Origin of the sequence: Chromobacterium sp. CV08 (genome assembly GCF_051129845.1) — a bacterium.
Classification (GTDB): Bacteria; Pseudomonadota; Gammaproteobacteria; order Burkholderiales; family Chromobacteriaceae; genus Chromobacterium.
In genome coordinates, this window is the sequence record NZ_CP150453.1 from 337462 (window position 1) to 353019 (window position 15558).

19 protein-coding genes are annotated in these 15558 nt (G+C 65.5%); 6 read left to right on the top strand and 13 right to left on the bottom strand.

Going from position 1 to position 15558, the window contains the following annotated elements:
* Window positions 1–150: 150 nt before the first annotated feature.
* The 9 genes from WNM05_RS01600 to WNM05_RS01640 form a co-directional block, all read right to left on the bottom strand.
* Window positions 151–525, bottom strand: coding sequence for a phage tail protein (locus tag WNM05_RS01600; protein ID WP_434631935.1), 375 nt, complete (start codon window positions 523–525; stop codon window positions 151–153).
* Window positions 526–649: 124 nt separating this feature from the next.
* Window positions 650–2074: a phage tail sheath subtilisin-like domain-containing protein gene (locus WNM05_RS01605; protein WP_434631937.1), complete on the bottom strand. Its 1425-nt coding sequence runs from the start codon at window positions 2072–2074 to the stop codon at window positions 650–652.
* Window positions 2075–2143: 69 nt separating this feature from the next.
* Window positions 2144–2842 (bottom strand): DUF1834 family protein, encoded by a 699-nt coding sequence (locus WNM05_RS01610; protein WP_434631939.1) that lies wholly within the window; start codon window positions 2840–2842, stop codon window positions 2144–2146.
* Between the two features lie 73 nt (window positions 2843–2915).
* A complete protein-coding gene (locus WNM05_RS01615) occupies window positions 2916–3131 on the bottom strand; it encodes a hypothetical protein (protein ID WP_114060910.1) in 216 nt (71 codons plus the stop codon).
* A 9-nt stretch (window positions 3132–3140) separates the two neighbouring features.
* Window positions 3141–3338, bottom strand: coding sequence for a TraR/DksA family transcriptional regulator (locus tag WNM05_RS01620; RefSeq protein WP_434631941.1), 198 nt, complete (start codon window positions 3336–3338; stop codon window positions 3141–3143).
* A complete protein-coding gene (locus tag WNM05_RS01625; protein WP_434631943.1) occupies window positions 3335–3898 on the bottom strand; it encodes a hypothetical protein in 564 nt (187 codons plus the stop codon). The genes WNM05_RS01620 and WNM05_RS01625 overlap by 4 nt, the downstream gene beginning before the upstream one ends.
* A complete protein-coding gene (locus tag WNM05_RS01630) occupies window positions 3895–4116 on the bottom strand; it encodes a hypothetical protein (protein ID WP_434631945.1) in 222 nt (73 codons plus the stop codon). The genes WNM05_RS01625 and WNM05_RS01630 overlap by 4 nt, the downstream gene beginning before the upstream one ends.
* Window position 4117: 1 nt before the next feature.
* On the bottom strand, window positions 4118–4522 hold the full coding sequence (locus WNM05_RS01635) for a M15 family metallopeptidase (protein WP_434631946.1): 405 nt from the start codon (window positions 4520–4522) through the stop codon (window positions 4118–4120).
* A gap of 28 nt (window positions 4523–4550) precedes the next feature.
* Window positions 4551–4970 carry a Mor transcription activator family protein gene (locus WNM05_RS01640; RefSeq protein ID WP_434631948.1) on the bottom strand — a complete coding sequence of 140 codons (420 nt, stop codon included), beginning with the start codon at window positions 4968–4970 and terminating at the stop codon, window positions 4551–4553.
* A 322-nt stretch (window positions 4971–5292) separates the two neighbouring features.
* Here WNM05_RS01640 and WNM05_RS01645 point away from each other — a divergent pair, with 322 nt between their 5' ends.
* A complete protein-coding gene (locus WNM05_RS01645) occupies window positions 5293–6051 on the top strand; it encodes a S24 family peptidase (protein WP_434631950.1) in 759 nt (252 codons plus the stop codon).
* 70 nt (window positions 6052–6121) lie between these two features.
* A complete protein-coding gene (gmhA, locus tag WNM05_RS01650; RefSeq protein WP_434631952.1) occupies window positions 6122–6706 on the top strand; it encodes a D-sedoheptulose 7-phosphate isomerase in 585 nt (194 codons plus the stop codon).
* Between the two features lie 60 nt (window positions 6707–6766).
* On the opposite strand, the gene WNM05_RS01655 is transcribed toward gmhA, so the two are convergent.
* Complete coding sequence (locus WNM05_RS01655) at window positions 6767–7705, bottom strand: alpha/beta hydrolase (protein ID WP_434631954.1); 939 nt, start codon at window positions 7703–7705, stop codon at window positions 6767–6769.
* Between the two features lie 72 nt (window positions 7706–7777).
* On the bottom strand, window positions 7778–8653 hold the full coding sequence (locus tag WNM05_RS01660; protein WP_434631955.1) for an HD domain-containing phosphohydrolase: 876 nt from the start codon (window positions 8651–8653) through the stop codon (window positions 7778–7780).
* A gap of 230 nt (window positions 8654–8883) precedes the next feature.
* On the opposite strand from WNM05_RS01660, the gene WNM05_RS01665 reads away from it, so the two are divergent.
* From WNM05_RS01665 to WNM05_RS01680, 4 genes are all read left to right on the top strand, one after another.
* Entirely contained in the window at window positions 8884–10236 is a 1353-nt protein-coding gene (locus WNM05_RS01665) for an SGNH/GDSL hydrolase family protein (RefSeq protein ID WP_434631957.1), read from the top strand.
* Window positions 10237–10346: 110 nt separating this feature from the next.
* Entirely contained in the window at window positions 10347–11360 is a 1014-nt protein-coding gene (locus WNM05_RS01670; protein ID WP_434631959.1) for a class I SAM-dependent rRNA methyltransferase, read from the top strand.
* 229 nt (window positions 11361–11589) lie between these two features.
* A complete protein-coding gene (locus WNM05_RS01675; RefSeq protein ID WP_434631961.1) occupies window positions 11590–12924 on the top strand; it encodes an SGNH/GDSL hydrolase family protein in 1335 nt (444 codons plus the stop codon).
* Between the two features lie 176 nt (window positions 12925–13100).
* Window positions 13101–13292, top strand: a complete 192-nt coding sequence (locus WNM05_RS01680) for a Lar family restriction alleviation protein (RefSeq protein WP_434631963.1) — start codon at window positions 13101–13103, stop codon at window positions 13290–13292.
* A gap of 31 nt (window positions 13293–13323) precedes the next feature.
* On the opposite strand, the gene WNM05_RS01685 is transcribed toward WNM05_RS01680, so the two are convergent.
* Together WNM05_RS01685 and WNM05_RS01690 are read right to left on the bottom strand one after the other, a co-directional pair.
* On the bottom strand, window positions 13324–14568 hold the full coding sequence (locus WNM05_RS01685) for an anion transporter (protein ID WP_434631965.1): 1245 nt from the start codon (window positions 14566–14568) through the stop codon (window positions 13324–13326).
* A 118-nt stretch (window positions 14569–14686) separates the two neighbouring features.
* Window positions 14687–15472, bottom strand: a complete 786-nt coding sequence (locus tag WNM05_RS01690) for an inositol monophosphatase family protein (protein ID WP_434635112.1) — start codon at window positions 15470–15472, stop codon at window positions 14687–14689.
* Window positions 15473–15558: the final 86 nt, after the last annotated feature.

The following is a 15558-nucleotide window of genomic DNA, read 5'->3' on the forward strand; positions in this document are numbered from 1 at the left end:
TAAGATGACAATGCTTCCTTGTTCTGTGGATTGAATTCTTTAAAATTCAAACTCCATTTATTTAATGGATGCAGTGTTGAGGTAAGGAAGCCAAGCCATAAATGACTTGGCTTCCTTTTTTAATCTGGACTCTTCCAGATAATGAGGGACTTATTCCACAACCTTACGCAGCGACATCAGCTTGATATCGCGGCGCGCTTCGTTTTCCACGCCGTATTTCTCACCGACTTCCAGCGTGAAGCAGTCCAGGTAGCTGGTACGCTTGCCGCCCGGGGCCAGCGGGAATTCGGTCAGCTTGGCGCCCTCGATCGCTTCCCAGTCCAGGTCGCCGGTCAGCGGGATGGAGACGGTGACCGCCAGGTCGTATTCGGAGATGCCGCGGGCGAAGCCCTTGGCGCGGCCGGTGGCGTTCATCGTTTTCACCACCTTGCGGCCGGTGCGGCTGCTGACATTGAGGTCGATGACGTCGATTTCCTGGCCGTTCACTTCCAGGACGATGGAGCCTGCGTATTCTTTCAAAGCCATGAGACTTTCCTTTTTGATTCGGGATGAGGCGGCCGGGCGGCGGCCCAGCCGGCTGGGAGGTTGCGGATGGAGGAGGGGGCGAGGCGGCTGAGCGTTGCGGGATCAGCCGCCTCGCCGCGCCGGTTTACAGCAGCAGGTCGATGCGGCCGGCGAACACGTGCAGGCCGTTGACCACGTCCACCGGGATCTTGGCGTCCAGGCGGTTGGCGTCCTGCAGGTCGCGCTCGACGATCAGGCCGGCCTTGTTGGCTTCCACCTGTTCGATGATTTCCAGCTCTTCCAGCTTGTACAGCACGTCCAGCAGCTCGGAGCGGACCTTGGACGGGGTGCGGTCGGACAGCTTCTCCCGCGGGAAGCGCAGCGCGATGCGTTCGCGGCAGGACTTGCGGACGTAATCCAGCGTGCGGATGGTGGTGATGTCCAGCAGAGACACGTCGTCGACGCCCTGGGCGTCCTTGGTGTAGGTGCTGATCGCGCGGACGATCTGCACGCGGTTGCCGGCGGCCACTTCCAGCGGGGTCACGCCGTTGTACAGCGCGTTTTCCTGCTCGGTGCGGGTCGTGCGGGACGCCAGATCCACCACGTCCAGACCCGGCACTTCCAGCGTGTTCAGCGGACGGGCCGGATCTTCCTCGCTGGCGATCACGGCGGCGTAGGCGGCGGCGATGTCGCCGGACAGCTTGGCCGAGCCGCGGTACCAGGCGGCGGTGATGCGGCCGCTGTCCAGCTTGGCGGACAATGCCGAGGCGTCGGCCAGCGCGCCGGTGGTGGCGATCACGCCGATGGCGCCGCGTTGCTCCAACGGGCCGGACACGAAGTCCAGGTGGGTGCGCAGCGCGGTCAGCGCGGCGTCGCCGGTAAACGGGCTGGCGATGATTTGATGGCCGCCGCTGGCCACGGCAGCCAGTGCCGGGGCGATGTCCGGATCGCCGGCGCCGCCCTTCATCGGCGCGATCACGACGGCGAGGCCGGCGATCTGTTCCTGCGCCTTCAGCGCGATGCCGTTGCCGATGCCGCCTTTGTGGCGGGCGGTGACGGTCAGCACCTCCTTGGCGGCCGATGCGATCACCGGCAGGTCGGAGAGCTTGGCGAGCGCGGCCTGGGCGTTGGCGGAGATCTTGGCGGCGTCGTCGCCGGCGGCCACGGCCACGTCGACGCGCACCGCGCCGATGAACAGGCTCAGCACGCCGGCGGCGGCGGCCGGACCGCTGAAGGTGAAGGAACCGGCGGCGGCGGTACCGGCGGCGGCGTCATCGACGCCTATCACGGTCAGCTGCAGATAGGGATTGGCGTTGATGGCGGCGCGCGCCATCAGGTGGGCGTTGGAGCCGCGGCCGAAGGCCTGGGCGGCCTGTTCGTCGCTGAACACGTCCAGCGCGGTCAGCGCCGGTTGGGCGGCGGTGTCGGCCAGGCGCTGGCCGATCATCAGCACGCGCTGCGGGTTGCCCGGCAAGGTGCGCACAGCCAGTTTGGTGTTGAACTCGAAATATTTGCCCGGCTTGCGGATGGAGGCCGGAATCTGGTCGAAGCTGATGTTGGCGCTAGCCATAAGGAAAGACTCCTGGTGTGGCGGTTGAGGAGGGGACCGCGCCGGTTGGCGCGGCGAGGGGAAAGCGTTTTATTTGGCGGACGACGCCGGATTGGAGACGATGTCCTGCGCCTTGACGCCGGCGGAGCCGTTCAGGCTGTAATTGAGCTGGGTGCTTTGCCAGGTCTTGGCCGGGTCTTCCAGTCGGCCGCCGAAGGCGCGGAACAGCGTGTCCGGGTCGGCGTCGGTCTGCGGAGACGGCCAGTGGCCGTTGTCCAGCGCCTCGTCCAGCCAGTAGGTGCTGAAGTCGCAGGCGACCAGGCTCCACGGTTGGCCGTCGCGCGGGGCCTGGCCCAACGGGCGGACTTTTTCCGGCAGCAGCGGATTCACCGCCAGGCCGAAGTCCTGGGATGCCAGCAGGCGGCGCGTGGCGTAGACCAGTTGCCAGACGCCGGCGCCGGCATAGTTGGCGTCGACCTGCAGCCGGTCGCCGACGATGACGGTGAACAGCGCGTTGGCCTTGTAGCGCAGTCGTTGACTGGCCTGCGGCTGGCTGGACGTGATGCCGCCGGCGACGGTCCACAGCGCCGGCAGTCTGGCCAGCGCCTGCGGATTGATGGTGGGGCTGGACTGGCCGGGGGTGAGCCGGCTGGCGTAATCGCCGTGGGCCAGCTGCAGGCCGCACAGGGCGGTTTCGTCCAGGTCCGCCGCCACTTCGCGCACCATCCGGCCCATGCCTTGGCGCAGGCGGTCGGCAATGGCGGTTTGCACGGAAATCAGCATGGACATGGTCATTCCTTGGAACGATGTGAGGATGGGGAGATTGTGACGCCGGGCGGCGTGGCGGCTTAGCTGAGGGGTGTCAGTGCACCAGGCGCTTGAGCAATTCGCCGGCCAGCGTGACCAGCAGCGCCGACAGGGCGCCGGAGAGCGCGCCGCTCTTCGCGGCCTGGACTTCGACGTCGCGCAGACGGCCGTCCAGTTCTTCCAGCTTCTTGTCCTGTTTGGCGAGGTGGGCGACGATCATGTCAAGCTTGCCTTCTATGCGGCCCAAGGCCAGCAGGTTGTCGTGTTCCACGTGGAACCCTCACTTTTCGGCCAGTTGTTGGCAAAGCACGCAACGGGTACAGCTGGGAACGGCCAGGCGCCGGGCATCGGGAATCGGGTCGCCGCAGTCCTCGCAGTGGCTGAGGCCGCTCTGCTGCCATTGCTGGAAGTGGCGGGCCAGCGCCTGTTCGCGGAATTCGGTTTCCAGCTCGCTCGCTCGGTCGAAGAAGTCGGTCATGGTGTGGGTTCCTGTTCGGGATAGAGTTGTTTCAGGGCGACGAGACGCTGCTCCAGTTGCTGGCACCAGGCGCCGTAGTCGGCGGCGTGGGCGAGGAGATCGGGTGCCGGTAGCCCGGCATCGGCGCCGGCGGTTTCGGCGGCAGAGCCAGTAGATAGGGACTGGGAGCCGGGCAGCTGGTCGGGATAGCCGAGGAGCCGGCGGTAGAGGCGCAGGCTGTCAGGGCCAAGGCCAGTAAAGCGGTCGCCGTCGTGGCGTGTGGCATCGTCTATTCTCCGGGCTTGTTGGTTTTGCCATTGCTGCAGCGTTTGCTGCTGGGCCAGAACGCGGTTTTCCAGCTGATCGACGCGTTGCCGCCACGCTTGCCGGCTGGCCAGCGCATCGGCCTGCTGCCGCTGGATCTCGACGGCGCGCGCGGTTTGCAGCGCGCCGACGCGGGCCTGCAGCTCCGCCTGCCAGTAACGCTCGCTTTGCGCGCGGCCGGTGGCATAGCCGGCGGCGGCGGTGGCGATCGGCAGCAACAGGCAGGCGGCCAGCCGCAACGCGGGGACGCAGATCATGGCTGGCTCCGGTTGCGATAGGCGGCGATCATCCGCAGCGAGGCGGAATAACCGCCGACCACGCCCAGATAGATCAGCCAGATGTCGGGCGTCAGCGCGCCGCGCCAGCCGTCGCGGATGAACATCGCGGTGGCGGCGGCGCAGGCCACATTGGCCCATAGCCGGCTGTGGCTGAGACGGCGGCTGTGCGGATTGCGCAGCAGGTCGGCGGGGTGCATTTCAGGTCTCCATCGGAAGTTGGAAGTGGGGGAGCTCGTGCGGCTGCGATGCCGACCGGCCATGCCAGCGCAGGCCGAGGGCTTCGGCGATTTCGCCCATCGCGTGCCAGTGGGGGTGTTCCGGATCGGTGACCGGTTTGCCGGCCAAGAGCGGCATCGCGTCGAAAGCGCGGGCCGCCGGGCTGCCGTAGAGCATGGCGTTGTGGGCGGATTGGCCCGGACGGGCGTCGGTGGCGATGGCGCCTGGTTTGTCGCGGCCCAGCTGGTACAGCGCCTCCTGTTCTTCGGCAGAGCGCCAGGTGCAGAGGATCAGCGGGTCCAGGCCCTGGTCGCGGCAGCGGCGGAGAAAGGATTCGGCCAGCGGTTGCAGTTGCGGATGCAGATCGGAAATGGCGCGGCTGGCCATGCGGCGTTCTCCTGCGCTGGATGGAAAATCAGTGCACTTCGCCCGGCGCCGGCGGGGTTTTCAATACGCGCCAGATCATGCGGTCGCTCAGGCGGTAGCGCATCGCCAGCAGGCCCACCGCCTCGTTGGCGCCCAGGCCCTCGATCAGCAGCGCGTCGAAGTCGCGGATCAGCTGTTGATTGCGCGCCTGACGCAATGCCTGGCTGCAGCGCGGGATATAGAGGATGTCGCCGCCGAAGTGGTGGGTCAGCTGTTCGGCCGCTTCCTGGCCGATGACTTCGACCAGCGCGGCGAAGCGCAGCTGGCCGGCGCGGCTCTGGTTCTTGGAGAAGGGCAGCGTCGTGCCGCCCAGCGCCTGCACCAGTTGCAGCGTGCGCGGCATGCCGATCAGGTTGGCGACCAGTTGCATGGTGGAGGGCAGGGCGGGGAATTGCGCATTAGTGTTCATCACGGAGACTCCTGAGTTCCCAAATAGCCTTGACAGACATTAAGTTCTAAATGAGTTACAATTCGCCAAGGCGGTTAGCTAGCAGCACGGCGGAAGAATTTGGAACTTTTTATGTTTTCATTATGAATTTTAGTGCTAAATTGAGTAGTTCAACTAGATAGTAGAACTACTTATGCAGTTCGATTGCCATTCTATGCTTGTGTTTTGAACTTATCAAGCGAGCGGATGTCACTACCGATGTCAGTTGTAGTCGCCGACATGACGGCGAAATGGTACTTTCGGTGGCCGCTTCAGCCGTATTTGCTTACTGGGGGAGTTCCAAATGGATGATTCTTTGCAGCATTCCGACTTCCGGCATCGCCTGGAACTGCTGATCGGTTCCGAAAAGCCTTATGCCTGGGCCGCGCGCATCGGCATCAACAAGGGCTCGTTCACCAATATGTGGTACAAGGGCGGCGTGCCCAGGACCGCGACTGCGCGTAAGATCGCCGACAGCTGCGGTTGTCGGCTGGAATGGCTGCTGTACGGCGATGAGCCCGTATGGCTGGAGCCGGAGGAGATCCACGCCGATCCGCCGCCGGGGGCCGAGATGGACGCGTCGCTTGCCGCCCCGCTGCGGGTGGACGGCGACGACCATTTCGTACCGGCTGGCGTGCACGAGGAGTTCTGTTTCATTCCGCGTTACAACTTGAAGGCCTCGGCCGGCTTTGGAACCAGCGCGACTGCCGAGCAGCCGATGTTCTATATGGCGTTCCGTCGTTACTGGGTGAAGAACTATCTGAACGCGGCGCCGCGGGATCTGGCCGTGCTCAGCGTCAAGGGCGACAGCATGAGCGGGGTGTTGGAGGACAGGGACACCATCCTGGTCAATACCGCCGAGCGCAATCCGGGAGAGGGCCTGTTCGTGATCCGCATCGGCGACGACATTTTCGTCAAGCAGCTGCAGCGCCTGCCGGGCGGCGCGGTGCAGGTGAAAAGCGCCAATCCGCTGTATGAAACCTTTACCGTCGACCTGGTCCGGACCGCCGGCGAGTTCGAGGTGATCGGGCGGGTGGTGTGGTTCGGCCGGCAGATCGCTTGAACGGGAACGTTTGGGCCGCGGTGTATACTAAGCAGCCAGACTTTCAGATATTCAGACAGGACAAGAAGCTATGCAGACCCACATCCGGACCAGCCTGACCGAAGCCAAGACCGCGCTCGACGCATTGTTGGCGAATCCGCAGGGCCTGGCCGGCATCGAGGCGGCCGCCCAGACCATCATCGACGCGCTGGCGGCGGGCGGCAGGGTGTTCTCCTGCGGCAATGGCGGCTCGATGTGCGACGCGATGCATTTCGCCGAGGAGTTGACCGGCCGCTATCGCAACAACCGTCGCGGCATGGCGGCGATCGCGATCAGCGATCCCAGCCATATCAGCTGCGTCGGCAACGATTACGGCTACGACGAGATCTTCGCCCGCTACCTGGAAAGCCATGCCCGCGCCGGAGACGTGCTGCTGGGCCTGAGCACCAGCGGCAACAGCCGCAACATCATCCGCGCCGCGGAGACGGCGAGGGAGATGGGCGTCAAGGTGATCATCCTGACCGGCCGAGCCGGCACCAAGCTGGAGCCGCTGGCCGACGTCTACGTCAACACGCCGGGCGGCCACTACGCCGACCGCGTCCAGGAGCTGCACATCAAGGTGCTGCATATCCTGATCGAACTGACCGAGCGTCATTTCTTCCCGGAAAACTACTGAATCCGATGATGCGCCGCGCGGCGCGCGCCCGCGAAGCTGACCGGCTTCAGGGCGTCGCCGTCAGCCGGCGTTGAGAAAGGCGCCGATGCGGTGGTAGACCAGCGTGCACACCTCCGGCACCAGCGTCTCCATATTGAGGAAGGCGTGCATCTGGTCGTCCAGACGCAGATGCTCGACCGCCACGCCGGCCGATTGCAGCCGGCCGGCGTACAGCAGGCCTTCATCGCGCAGCAGGTCCAGGCCCGCGGTGATCACCAGCGTGGCAGGCAGCCGCGGGCTGAAGTCCCAGTACAGCGGCGACGCTTCGCGGCGGTCTTCCGCGTGCTGGAAATATTGGTCGAAGTACCAACTGGTGCGGGCCGCGGTCAGGAAATAGCCGCTGCCGTTTTCGGCCACCGACGGCTGCGTCAGCGTGTAGTCGACGCAGGGATAGATCAGCACCTGGCGCGCGATCGGCAAAGAGGCGTCGTGCTGCGCCTTGCCGCTGACGCTGGCGCACAAGGCGCCGCCGGCCGAATCGCCGGCCAGCGATAGCCGGGGCAGATAGGGCAGCCGCCGCTCGTCCAGCGTTTTCCAGATTCCCTTCGTTACGCAGAAGGCGTCGTTGAGCCCGGCAGGATAAGGGTTCTCCGGCGCCAGCCGGTATTCGACGGCCACCACGATATGGCCGCTGGCCGCCGCCAGCCGACGGTTGATGCCGTCGTAGACGCTGACGCCGCCGGCCATGTGGCCGCCGCCGTGCAGAAACACCAGGACCGGCAATGCCTCTTCGGGCTCGGGATGGTAGATGCGCACCGGCACGCTGTAGTCTCGGCCGGGCACCAGGTCATCGTTTACCCAGGCGATGTCCGGCCCCGGCGGCACCTGCTGGCGGGTCAGCTCGGCCAGCGCCTCGCGCGCGCCGATGACGGTGGCCTTGTAGCCGGCCTCTGCCTTCTGGCGGGCTGCGCGGTTGTATTCGTCCAGCCAGGGGCGCAGATTGGGGTGTAGCCTTTGCATGGTCTGCCTTTGCCGCTTGCCGCGCATCGCGATGATTTCAATCTATACCATTGACATTTTCCAGGCAATGCCTCAGCCGAACAGCAGCTCGAGCAGGCCCGGCTTGCCGCGGCTGCGCAGTTGGCCGCTGTCGCGCAGCAGCGATTCGATCAGCTTGTCGTCGGCGCGCGGCTGCCGCGCCAGCACCGGATCGCTGCGGCCGGTCGGACTGAGCGACAGCGCGTCCGGACCGCGGCTGAGCCGATAGCCGCCGGCGCAGCCCGGACAGAAGATGTCGGCGCCGTCCTCGGCGTCCCCGGGCACCGCGATGATGGGGCCGCAGCCGGGGCAGGATTGCATAGGCACGCCCGGCTGGCTGTGGCCCAGCACGTGGTCCAGCTTGCCGGCGCGGCCGAGCGCGATGAAGCGCAGTCCCAACTCGCGGTCGAACTGGCTGCCCAAGCGCTCCTCGATGATGGCCAGCGCCTGGCCGCTCGGCATGCCCTGGCGGTACGGGCGGGTGCTGGTCATCGCGTCGAAGGCGTCGGCGATGCCGACGACGCGCGCCGCCAGCGGGATGGCCTTGCCGGCCAGCCGCTGCGGATAGCCGTCGCCGTCCGGCGTTTCGTGGTGGCTTAACACGGCGTCTATCACCAGCTCGGCCAAGGGATGGTCGCGCAGCAGCTCGGCGCCGACGCGGGGGTGGGTCTTGATCACCGCGTACTCCTCGTCGCTGAGCTTGTCCGGCTTGTTCAGCACCGCGTCCGGTACGCCTATCTTGCCCAGGTCGTGCAGAAAGCCGCCCAAGGCGATCCGTTCCACTTCCGCTTTCGGCAGCTGCAAGTCTTCGGCCAGCAGTTGGCTGTAGCGCGACACGCGCCACAGGTGGCCGCCGGTATAGGCATCGCGGGCCTCCACCAGCATCGCCATCGTGTACAGGGTCTTCAGCAGGTCACGGTCGGCTTGCATGGCGTCCTCGCGGCAGTGGGTGGCTAACACTTCACTATGGCATACGCGTCGGGCTGTGCCGGCGATGCTGCGCTGGCGATGGTGAGACAGTCATTCGAGCGTTTAATCTAATTTTTACCGTAACGTCATGATTTGCCATATACAAAATTCATATTCTCTTCTTAATGTAAACGTACACGTCATCATTAGGCGTGGCGTCGTTCGATTACACACATCAAGGAGGAGAACGAATGAAGTCATGGTTGCTGTTGGGCCTCGCCCTGTCCTCGCTGGCCTATGCCGATGCCGGCCAACCCGATCCGCGCTACGGCCACATCCTTTCGCCGTCCGGTCCGCTCAGCCGCGAAGCGCTGCTGAAGCAGGGCCTGCCCAAGGCCAAGCCTGCTACGGCGGCCACGGCGCGGATGGCCGCCGCCGCTACGCCCGGCGGCGCCACCTATACCTATCTGCGCTGTTATTACCGCACCGGCGGCGCCAATACCCAGCCTAGCACCGACTATGTGTGGGCGCTGGACCCGTCCAGCGGCGACTACTACCGTCTGAACGGCCATTGGTGGTCCAGCGGCGTCTTCGAATGGAAGAACATGTTCTACAGCGACGTGTCGCAGGACACGCTGCGCGCGGCCTGCCAGAGCACGCTGACGGCCAAGGGCATCCAGCAGCAGCCGGCGATGGTGTTCGCCGCCGACAACGCGATGTCGTACAACTACACGGTGTGGAGCAACGACGCCGCCGGCCAGGGCCCGGCGATCAACAAGATCATCGCCTTCGGCGATAGCCTGTCCGACAACCAGAACGTCTACAACGCCTCGCAATGGACGCTACCGAACCGCAGCAGCTGGTATATCGGCCATTTCAGCAATGGCCCGGTCTGGGTCGAATACCTGGCGTCTCGGCTGAAGCTGCCGTTGTACAACTGGGCGATCGGCGGCGCCGGCGTGTCGACGCAGAAGCTGGTGATTCCAGGGGTGGTGCAGCAGGTGCAGTCGTGGCAGCAGTACATGCAGCAGGCGCCGAACTACAATCCGGCCACCACGCTGTTCACGATGTGGATAGGCGGCAACGATCTGGTCAACTACGGCAGCACGCCGGACAAGGTGATCGCCGGCCAGCAGCAGGCGCTGAACAATCTGCTCGGCGCCGGCGCCCGCAACATCCTGTTGCTGAAGCTGCCTGACGTGTCGCGCGCGCCGGTGTTCCAGATGAGGAACGACGGCGCGACGGTAGCGGCGCAGGTGCTGGACTACAACCGCAAGCTTGACGCGCTGGCGGCCTCGCTGCGCCAGCAGTACGGCGCCAACATCCAGGTGTTCGACAGCTATGCGCTGTTCGGCGACGTGCTGAACAATCCGGCCAAATACCAGGTCGGCAACACCACCCAGTCCTGCCTGAACATCAACACCGACTCGTCGTTGAACTATATGCGCAGCCAGTCGCCGCGTGGCAACTGCACCAACGCGGACAGCTTCGTGTTCTGGGACACGCTGCATCCGACCACCCACACCCACCTGCTGCTGGGTAATGCGGTGGCGGACTACCTCGGCTCGTCCGGCGCGATGCCGATGTTGAGGAGGGCGCGCTGACGCGGGAGCGGGACGGCGTTTGGCGTGCCGCCCGCCAGGGCTTACAATTCGGTTTTGATCCGGCCGCGGCGTTTCGCCGCGGCCCGGCCGAACCGTAATCGAAAGCCCCCATGTCCACCCTGACCGAACTCTTGCGCCGCGCCGACGCGGCGCGCGCCGCGCTGATCGAGCGCCTGGCCGCCGAAGACACCAACTGTTACCGCCTGTTCCACGGCAGCGTGGAGGGCGTGTCCGGCCTCGCCATCGACCGCTACGGCGAGCAGATCCTGGTGCAGACCTTCCACCAGCCGCTGGCCGATGCCGAACTGGAGGAAATCCGCGCGCATTACCGCCAGACGCTGCCGGAGCTGGCCCTGGTGTACAACGACCGCAGCGATGCCCATTCCCGCATCCGCAACGCCTTGCCGCTGGCCGAGCAGGCGGTGGCCGAGCAGGACGTGGCGATACGCGAAAACGGCGTGGCCTTCCATTACCAGGCGCGCCACAAGGGCCAGGATCCCTGGCTGTTCCTCGACCTGCGCGCCGCGCGCCGCCGCGTGATGCAGCTGGCCGAAGGCAAGAGCGTGCTGAATCTGTTCGCCTACACCTGCGGCGTCGGCGTGGCGGCGGCCAAGGGCGGCGCCAGCTTCGTGCTGAACGTGGACTTCGCCGAGTCCAGCCTCAGCGTCGGCCGAGCCAACGCCAAGCTGAACCTGCTGGCCACCCGGCCGCGCTGCCTGCACAGCGACGTGTTCGCCGCCGTGCGCCAGTTGTCCGGCATCGGCCAGCCGGACCGCGTTCGCGGCAAGAGAATGCCGCCGTTCCCGAAGCTGGAACCGCGCCAGTTCGACCTGGTGTTCTTGGACCCGCCGCGCTACTCCAAGAGTCCGTTCGGCGTCGTGGACCTGGTCAACGACTACCAGGCGCTGTTCAAGCCGGCGCTGCTCGCCACCGCGCCCGGCGGCATGCTGATTTGTTGCAATAATGTTGCAGAAGTGGACGGCGACGCCTGGCTGGAGAGCTTGAAGCGCAGTGCCGCGAAGGCGGGCCGCGAAGTGCGTTCGGCCGAGTGGATCGTGCCCGACGAGGACTTCCCCAGCAGCGATGGCAAACCCCCGCTGAAGACGGTCCTGCTTGGTGTTTGAGACGCATTCTCAATAAAAAAGCCGCGATTGCATCGCGGCTTTTTTCATGACCGGCGCCAGGGTGGAGGCGTTGGATCTGGTTTAAGTGTTTAAAATTAACAATTTATTTTAAATGTAAACGGCTGGTATTCTGTTTGACAGGAAGCCCCGGCCGGCGCGGAGCCTTAACCGCGACCGGATGGCGACGACGGGCATTCCACACATAACAAACAAGGTATCGGGTGAATACATGAAACAAACCATCGTTCTGTCCTTGCTGGCAGGCATGATGGCCTGCGTCCAGGCGCAGGCCCAGTCGGAGGCGCAGCCCAGCGACGAGCTGGACGGCGTGATTTCGGCCGGCAAACCGTTGTCCGAAAGCGAGACGCGCGCGGCCTCGGGCCAGGTCAAGCCGCAGCCGGGCAGCGCCACTTACACCTATCTGCGCTGTTACTACCGCAAGAGTCCGGCGGCCAACCAGCCCCAAACCACCTATGTCTGGGCCACCGACCCGTCCAGCGGCGACTACTACCGCGTCAATGGCTACTGGTGGTCGGGCAGCTTCGTCGCGTTGAAGAATATGTTCTACAGCGACACCAGCCAGGACGCGCTGCGCTCGGTCTGCCAGCAGACGCTGAGCAAGCAGGGCATCAACCGGCCGCTGGCGCTGTTCGCCGCCGCCAACAACGCGATGTCGTACAACCACACCATCTGGACGCTGGACGGCGCCGGCCAGGGCAATGGGATCAACCGCATGGTCGTGTTCGGCGACAGCCTGTCCGACACCCAGAACATGTACGGCGCCTCGCAATGGCGGCTGCCGATCGCCAGCAGCTGGTATATCGGCCGCTTCAGCAACGGCCGGGTCTGGGTCGAGCATCTGGCCGACCAGCTGAAGCTGCCGCTGTACAACTGGGCGATAGGCGGTTCGGCCGCCGACAGCCACCTGGTGGTGCCGGGCCTGCTGCAGCAGGTGGACTCGTGGTCCCAGTACATGCAGAAGGCGCCGGGCTACCGCGCGGAGAACACGCTGTTCACGATGCTGATCGGCGGCAACGACCTGCTCAACTACGGCCGGGCCGTCGACCAGGTGATCGCCGACCAGGGCAAGGCGCTGGACAAGATCATCGCCGCCGGCGGCCGCAACATCGTGGTGTTGACGCTGCCCGACCTGTCGCGCACGCCGTCCGGTTCCGCGGGCGGCAAGGCGCCGCAGCTGGCGCAACAGGTCAGGGACTACAACGCCAAACTGGCGACGCTGGTGTCCGGCATGCAGCAGAAGCATGGCGCCACGCTGAAGCTCAGGCTGTTCGACGCCTACGGCATGTTCAACGACCTGCTGGCCAATCCGGCCAAGTATCAGGTCGGCAACACCACGCAGCCGTGCCTGAACGTGGCGGCCAACGCCAGCCTGCCGTACGTCTTGCCGCAGACGCCGCGGCCGGAGTGTTCGAACGCCGACGCCTATGTGTTCTGGGACAACCTGCACCCGACCACGCACACCCATGTGCTGCTGGGCCAGATGGTGGCCGATTTCCTGCGCAAGCAGGATATGAACCTGTCGGCGCAGGCACGCCGCCGCTGAGCGGACGGCGCCGTGCGATGAGCCGCATGCCGGACCGGCATGCGGTTTTTTTTGTCGTCGCCGGTTCATCTGCATCGACGCGCTTGCCGATGGCGGGCGGCGGCCGCTAAGCTGGGATCAATGACGAAAACGCCACGGGGCGCGCTGGGCCCCGTCCGTATTGAGGAAGCGACACCATGAGCGAAATCGCGCCCCTGTCTCCCCAACCCTGTCCCAAGTGCGGCGCGCGCGCCGAACTGGTGAAGGCCGGCTCTCGCCGGATCTGGGTGCAGTGCAGCCGCTACCCGGACAAGGGCAATTGTCCGGCCATCGGCGCTCAGGCCGATAATAAGAAGGAGGCGATCCTGAACTGGAACCGCCTGCGTTGAGCCGTCGTATCCGGATGGCGGGCCGCCGGTTTCACGCGCCGCCGAAGCGCAGCGCCAGATAGGCGCCGGAGACGGCCAGCGTCGCCAGCGTGATCGGCACGCCGACGCGGGCATGGCGTTTCCAGTCGATGGCGATGCCGCGTCTGGCCGCGGCGTCGACGACGATGATGTTGGCGATGCTGCCCACGATCAGCAGATTGCCCGACAGCGTGCTGACCAGCGCGAGCATCAGACCGCCCATCTGGTGATGGGCGATCGGCAGCAGCAGCATCACCGCGGGGACGTTGGAGACGATGTTGGAAAGCAGGAAGGTGGCGGCGAACAAGGGGCCGGGCTGATCCAGCCGCACGCCGAGCGAGGCGAGGCCGGCGATGGCATCGGCCGTGATTCCGGTGCGTTGCAGCGCGTGGTTGACCACGAAGAGGCTCATGAACAGGACCAGCAATTCCCAGTCGACCAGTCCGAGCATCCTGCGGGAATGCAGGCGGCGGCTCATCAGCAGGATGCCCGCGCCGATGAGCGCCATATGTTCCCTGGGCCAGGGCGCAGCCAGAAAGGCCGCCAGCAGCGCGGCGGCGATGATGAGTCCCTTCGAGGTTTGCCAGCCGTCGAACGGCGCGTCCTCCGCGCGCGGTCCGGTTGCCGGCGCGTCGGATGAAGCGGCGGCGTCGTCCAGCCAGCGGCCTCCGGTCTGTCGGACGATCAACGCCCAGCACGCCAGCAGCCCGAGGCCGACCGGCAGGATGGCTTCCAGGAAATAGCCGCCGAAGGGCAGGCGCAGCGTCTGGCCTATCAGCATGTTCTGCGGATTGCCGATCAGCGTCGCGGCCGAGCCGATATTGGAGGCGCAGGCCAGCGCCAGCAGGAAGGGGACCGGATCGAGCCGGCGCCGCCTGCAGGCGTCGATCAATATCGGCGCGACCGCCAGGCAGACGATATCGTTGCTGAATACCGCCGACAGCGCCGCCGCGGCGACGGTCAACGCCGCCAGCAGGCCGGCCGGACTCAACGGCAAAGTCGTCAGTTTATCGGTGATCCAGTCGTAGAAGCCGCCCAGGCGCATCTGGGCCGAGACCACCATGAAGGCGAACAGCAATATCAGCGTCGGCAGGTGCATCGAGGCCACCGCCTCCTCGAGGCTCAGCGCGTTGACGCCGATCAGCGCGATCGCGCCGAGCAGCGCGACGCCGGTCCGGTCCAACTGCAGGAACGGCAGTCCGCCCAGAATCATGCCGAGATAGACGATGAGAAAGATGGCGAGGATGGTCGTGGTCATGTCGATAGCGCCAGCGTGCGCCGGCCTGCGGGGATGGGACAGGCCGGGGTCGGGAGTTCGTAAGGCTGCAGTCTAATGGAATCCGGTGGCGCGCGGCGTTTGCCGCGCGACTGTGAGACTATTGGTTGGCCCGCACCCAGCGGTGCCACTGCGCAAACAGTTCCGGCGTGATCGCGGCTACCACCGAGCGTTTCCAGATCACGTCGTTCCAGTAATCGTCGGTGTTCAGGCTGGCCAGACGGGCACCGGCCTCCTCGGCGATGACCGCGCCGGCGGCGTAGTCCCACAGCCGCTGGCCGCCGTGCAGATAGAGGTCGTAGCGGCCTGCGGCCAGGAAGCACCAGTCCAGCGTGCTGGAGCCCATATTGCGTTGGCTGCCGCACGGAGCGACGCTGCCGATGCGGGCGGCCAGCTTGCCCGAGCGCAGGTATTTGACCTCGACGCTGGCGATGGCGTCGCCTATGCAGTTGTTGACGGTTTTCAGCGGCAGCCGTTGGCCGTTCAGCCAGGCGCCCTGGCCGCGGCGGGCATAGAACATCTCGTCCGACACCGGGTTGTAGATCACGCCCAGCTCGCTTCTGCCGTTGGCCATCAGGCCGACCGAGATCGCGAAATAGGGCAGGCCGTTGACGAAGTTGGTGGTGCCGTCTATCGGATCCACCACCCACAGCCCGTCGCGGTTGGCGTTCCAGAGCGCGTCCTGCTCGTCGCGGTCCATCTCCTCGCCCAGCACCGGATGCGGCAGGATGTCCGGCAGGCTGCGTTGCAGCGCCTGCTGGCAGGCGAGATCGGCTTCGGTGAACAGGGTGCCGTCGTCCTTGCGGCTTTTGCCGACGCGCAGAAAGCGCGGCATCACCTCTTGGGCGGCCACGTCGCGTACCAGCTGCATCACCTGTTCGAGCACCTGCATCCTGTTTCTCCCTGTTTGCGCGGTTTCGGCGCGAAAGCGGTTTGCCGAATGGAGCAAACCTAGCAAAATACCGGTATCAA

What these genes read in the sequence shown, in the direction of transcription:
- WNM05_RS01600 (WP_434631935.1), bottom strand. Translation starts at nt 525, where the DNA reads ATGGCTTTGAAAGAATACGCAGGCTCCATCGTCCTGGAAGTGAACGGC.
- WNM05_RS01605 (WP_434631937.1), bottom strand. Translation starts at nt 2,074, where the DNA reads ATGGCTAGCGCCAACATCAGCTTCGACCAGATTCCGGCCTCCATCCGC.
- WNM05_RS01610 (WP_434631939.1), bottom strand. Translation starts at nt 2,842, where the DNA reads ATGTCCATGCTGATTTCCGTGCAAACCGCCATTGCCGACCGCCTGCGC.
- WNM05_RS01620 (WP_434631941.1), bottom strand. Translation starts at nt 3,338, where the DNA reads ATGACCGACTTCTTCGACCGAGCGAGCGAGCTGGAAACCGAATTCCGC.
- WNM05_RS01625 (WP_434631943.1), bottom strand. Translation starts at nt 3,898, where the DNA reads ATGATCTGCGTCCCCGCGTTGCGGCTGGCCGCCTGCCTGTTGCTGCCG.
- WNM05_RS01630 (WP_434631945.1), bottom strand. Translation starts at nt 4,116, where the DNA reads ATGCACCCCGCCGACCTGCTGCGCAATCCGCACAGCCGCCGTCTCAGC.
- WNM05_RS01635 (WP_434631946.1), bottom strand. Translation starts at nt 4,522, where the DNA reads ATGGCCAGCCGCGCCATTTCCGATCTGCATCCGCAACTGCAACCGCTG.
- WNM05_RS01640 (WP_434631948.1), bottom strand. Translation starts at nt 4,970, where the DNA reads ATGAACACTAATGCGCAATTCCCCGCCCTGCCCTCCACCATGCAACTG.
- WNM05_RS01645 (WP_434631950.1), top strand. Translation starts at nt 5,293, where the DNA reads ATGGATGATTCTTTGCAGCATTCCGACTTCCGGCATCGCCTGGAACTG.
- gmhA (WP_434631952.1), top strand. Translation starts at nt 6,122, where the DNA reads ATGCAGACCCACATCCGGACCAGCCTGACCGAAGCCAAGACCGCGCTC.
- WNM05_RS01655 (WP_434631954.1), bottom strand. Translation starts at nt 7,705, where the DNA reads ATGCAAAGGCTACACCCCAATCTGCGCCCCTGGCTGGACGAATACAAC.
- WNM05_RS01660 (WP_434631955.1), bottom strand. Translation starts at nt 8,653, where the DNA reads ATGCAAGCCGACCGTGACCTGCTGAAGACCCTGTACACGATGGCGATG.
- WNM05_RS01665 (WP_434631957.1), top strand. Translation starts at nt 8,884, where the DNA reads ATGAAGTCATGGTTGCTGTTGGGCCTCGCCCTGTCCTCGCTGGCCTAT.
- WNM05_RS01670 (WP_434631959.1), top strand. Translation starts at nt 10,347, where the DNA reads ATGTCCACCCTGACCGAACTCTTGCGCCGCGCCGACGCGGCGCGCGCC.
- WNM05_RS01675 (WP_434631961.1), top strand. Translation starts at nt 11,590, where the DNA reads ATGAAACAAACCATCGTTCTGTCCTTGCTGGCAGGCATGATGGCCTGC.
- WNM05_RS01680 (WP_434631963.1), top strand. Translation starts at nt 13,101, where the DNA reads ATGAGCGAAATCGCGCCCCTGTCTCCCCAACCCTGTCCCAAGTGCGGC.
- WNM05_RS01685 (WP_434631965.1), bottom strand. Translation starts at nt 14,568, where the DNA reads ATGACCACGACCATCCTCGCCATCTTTCTCATCGTCTATCTCGGCATG.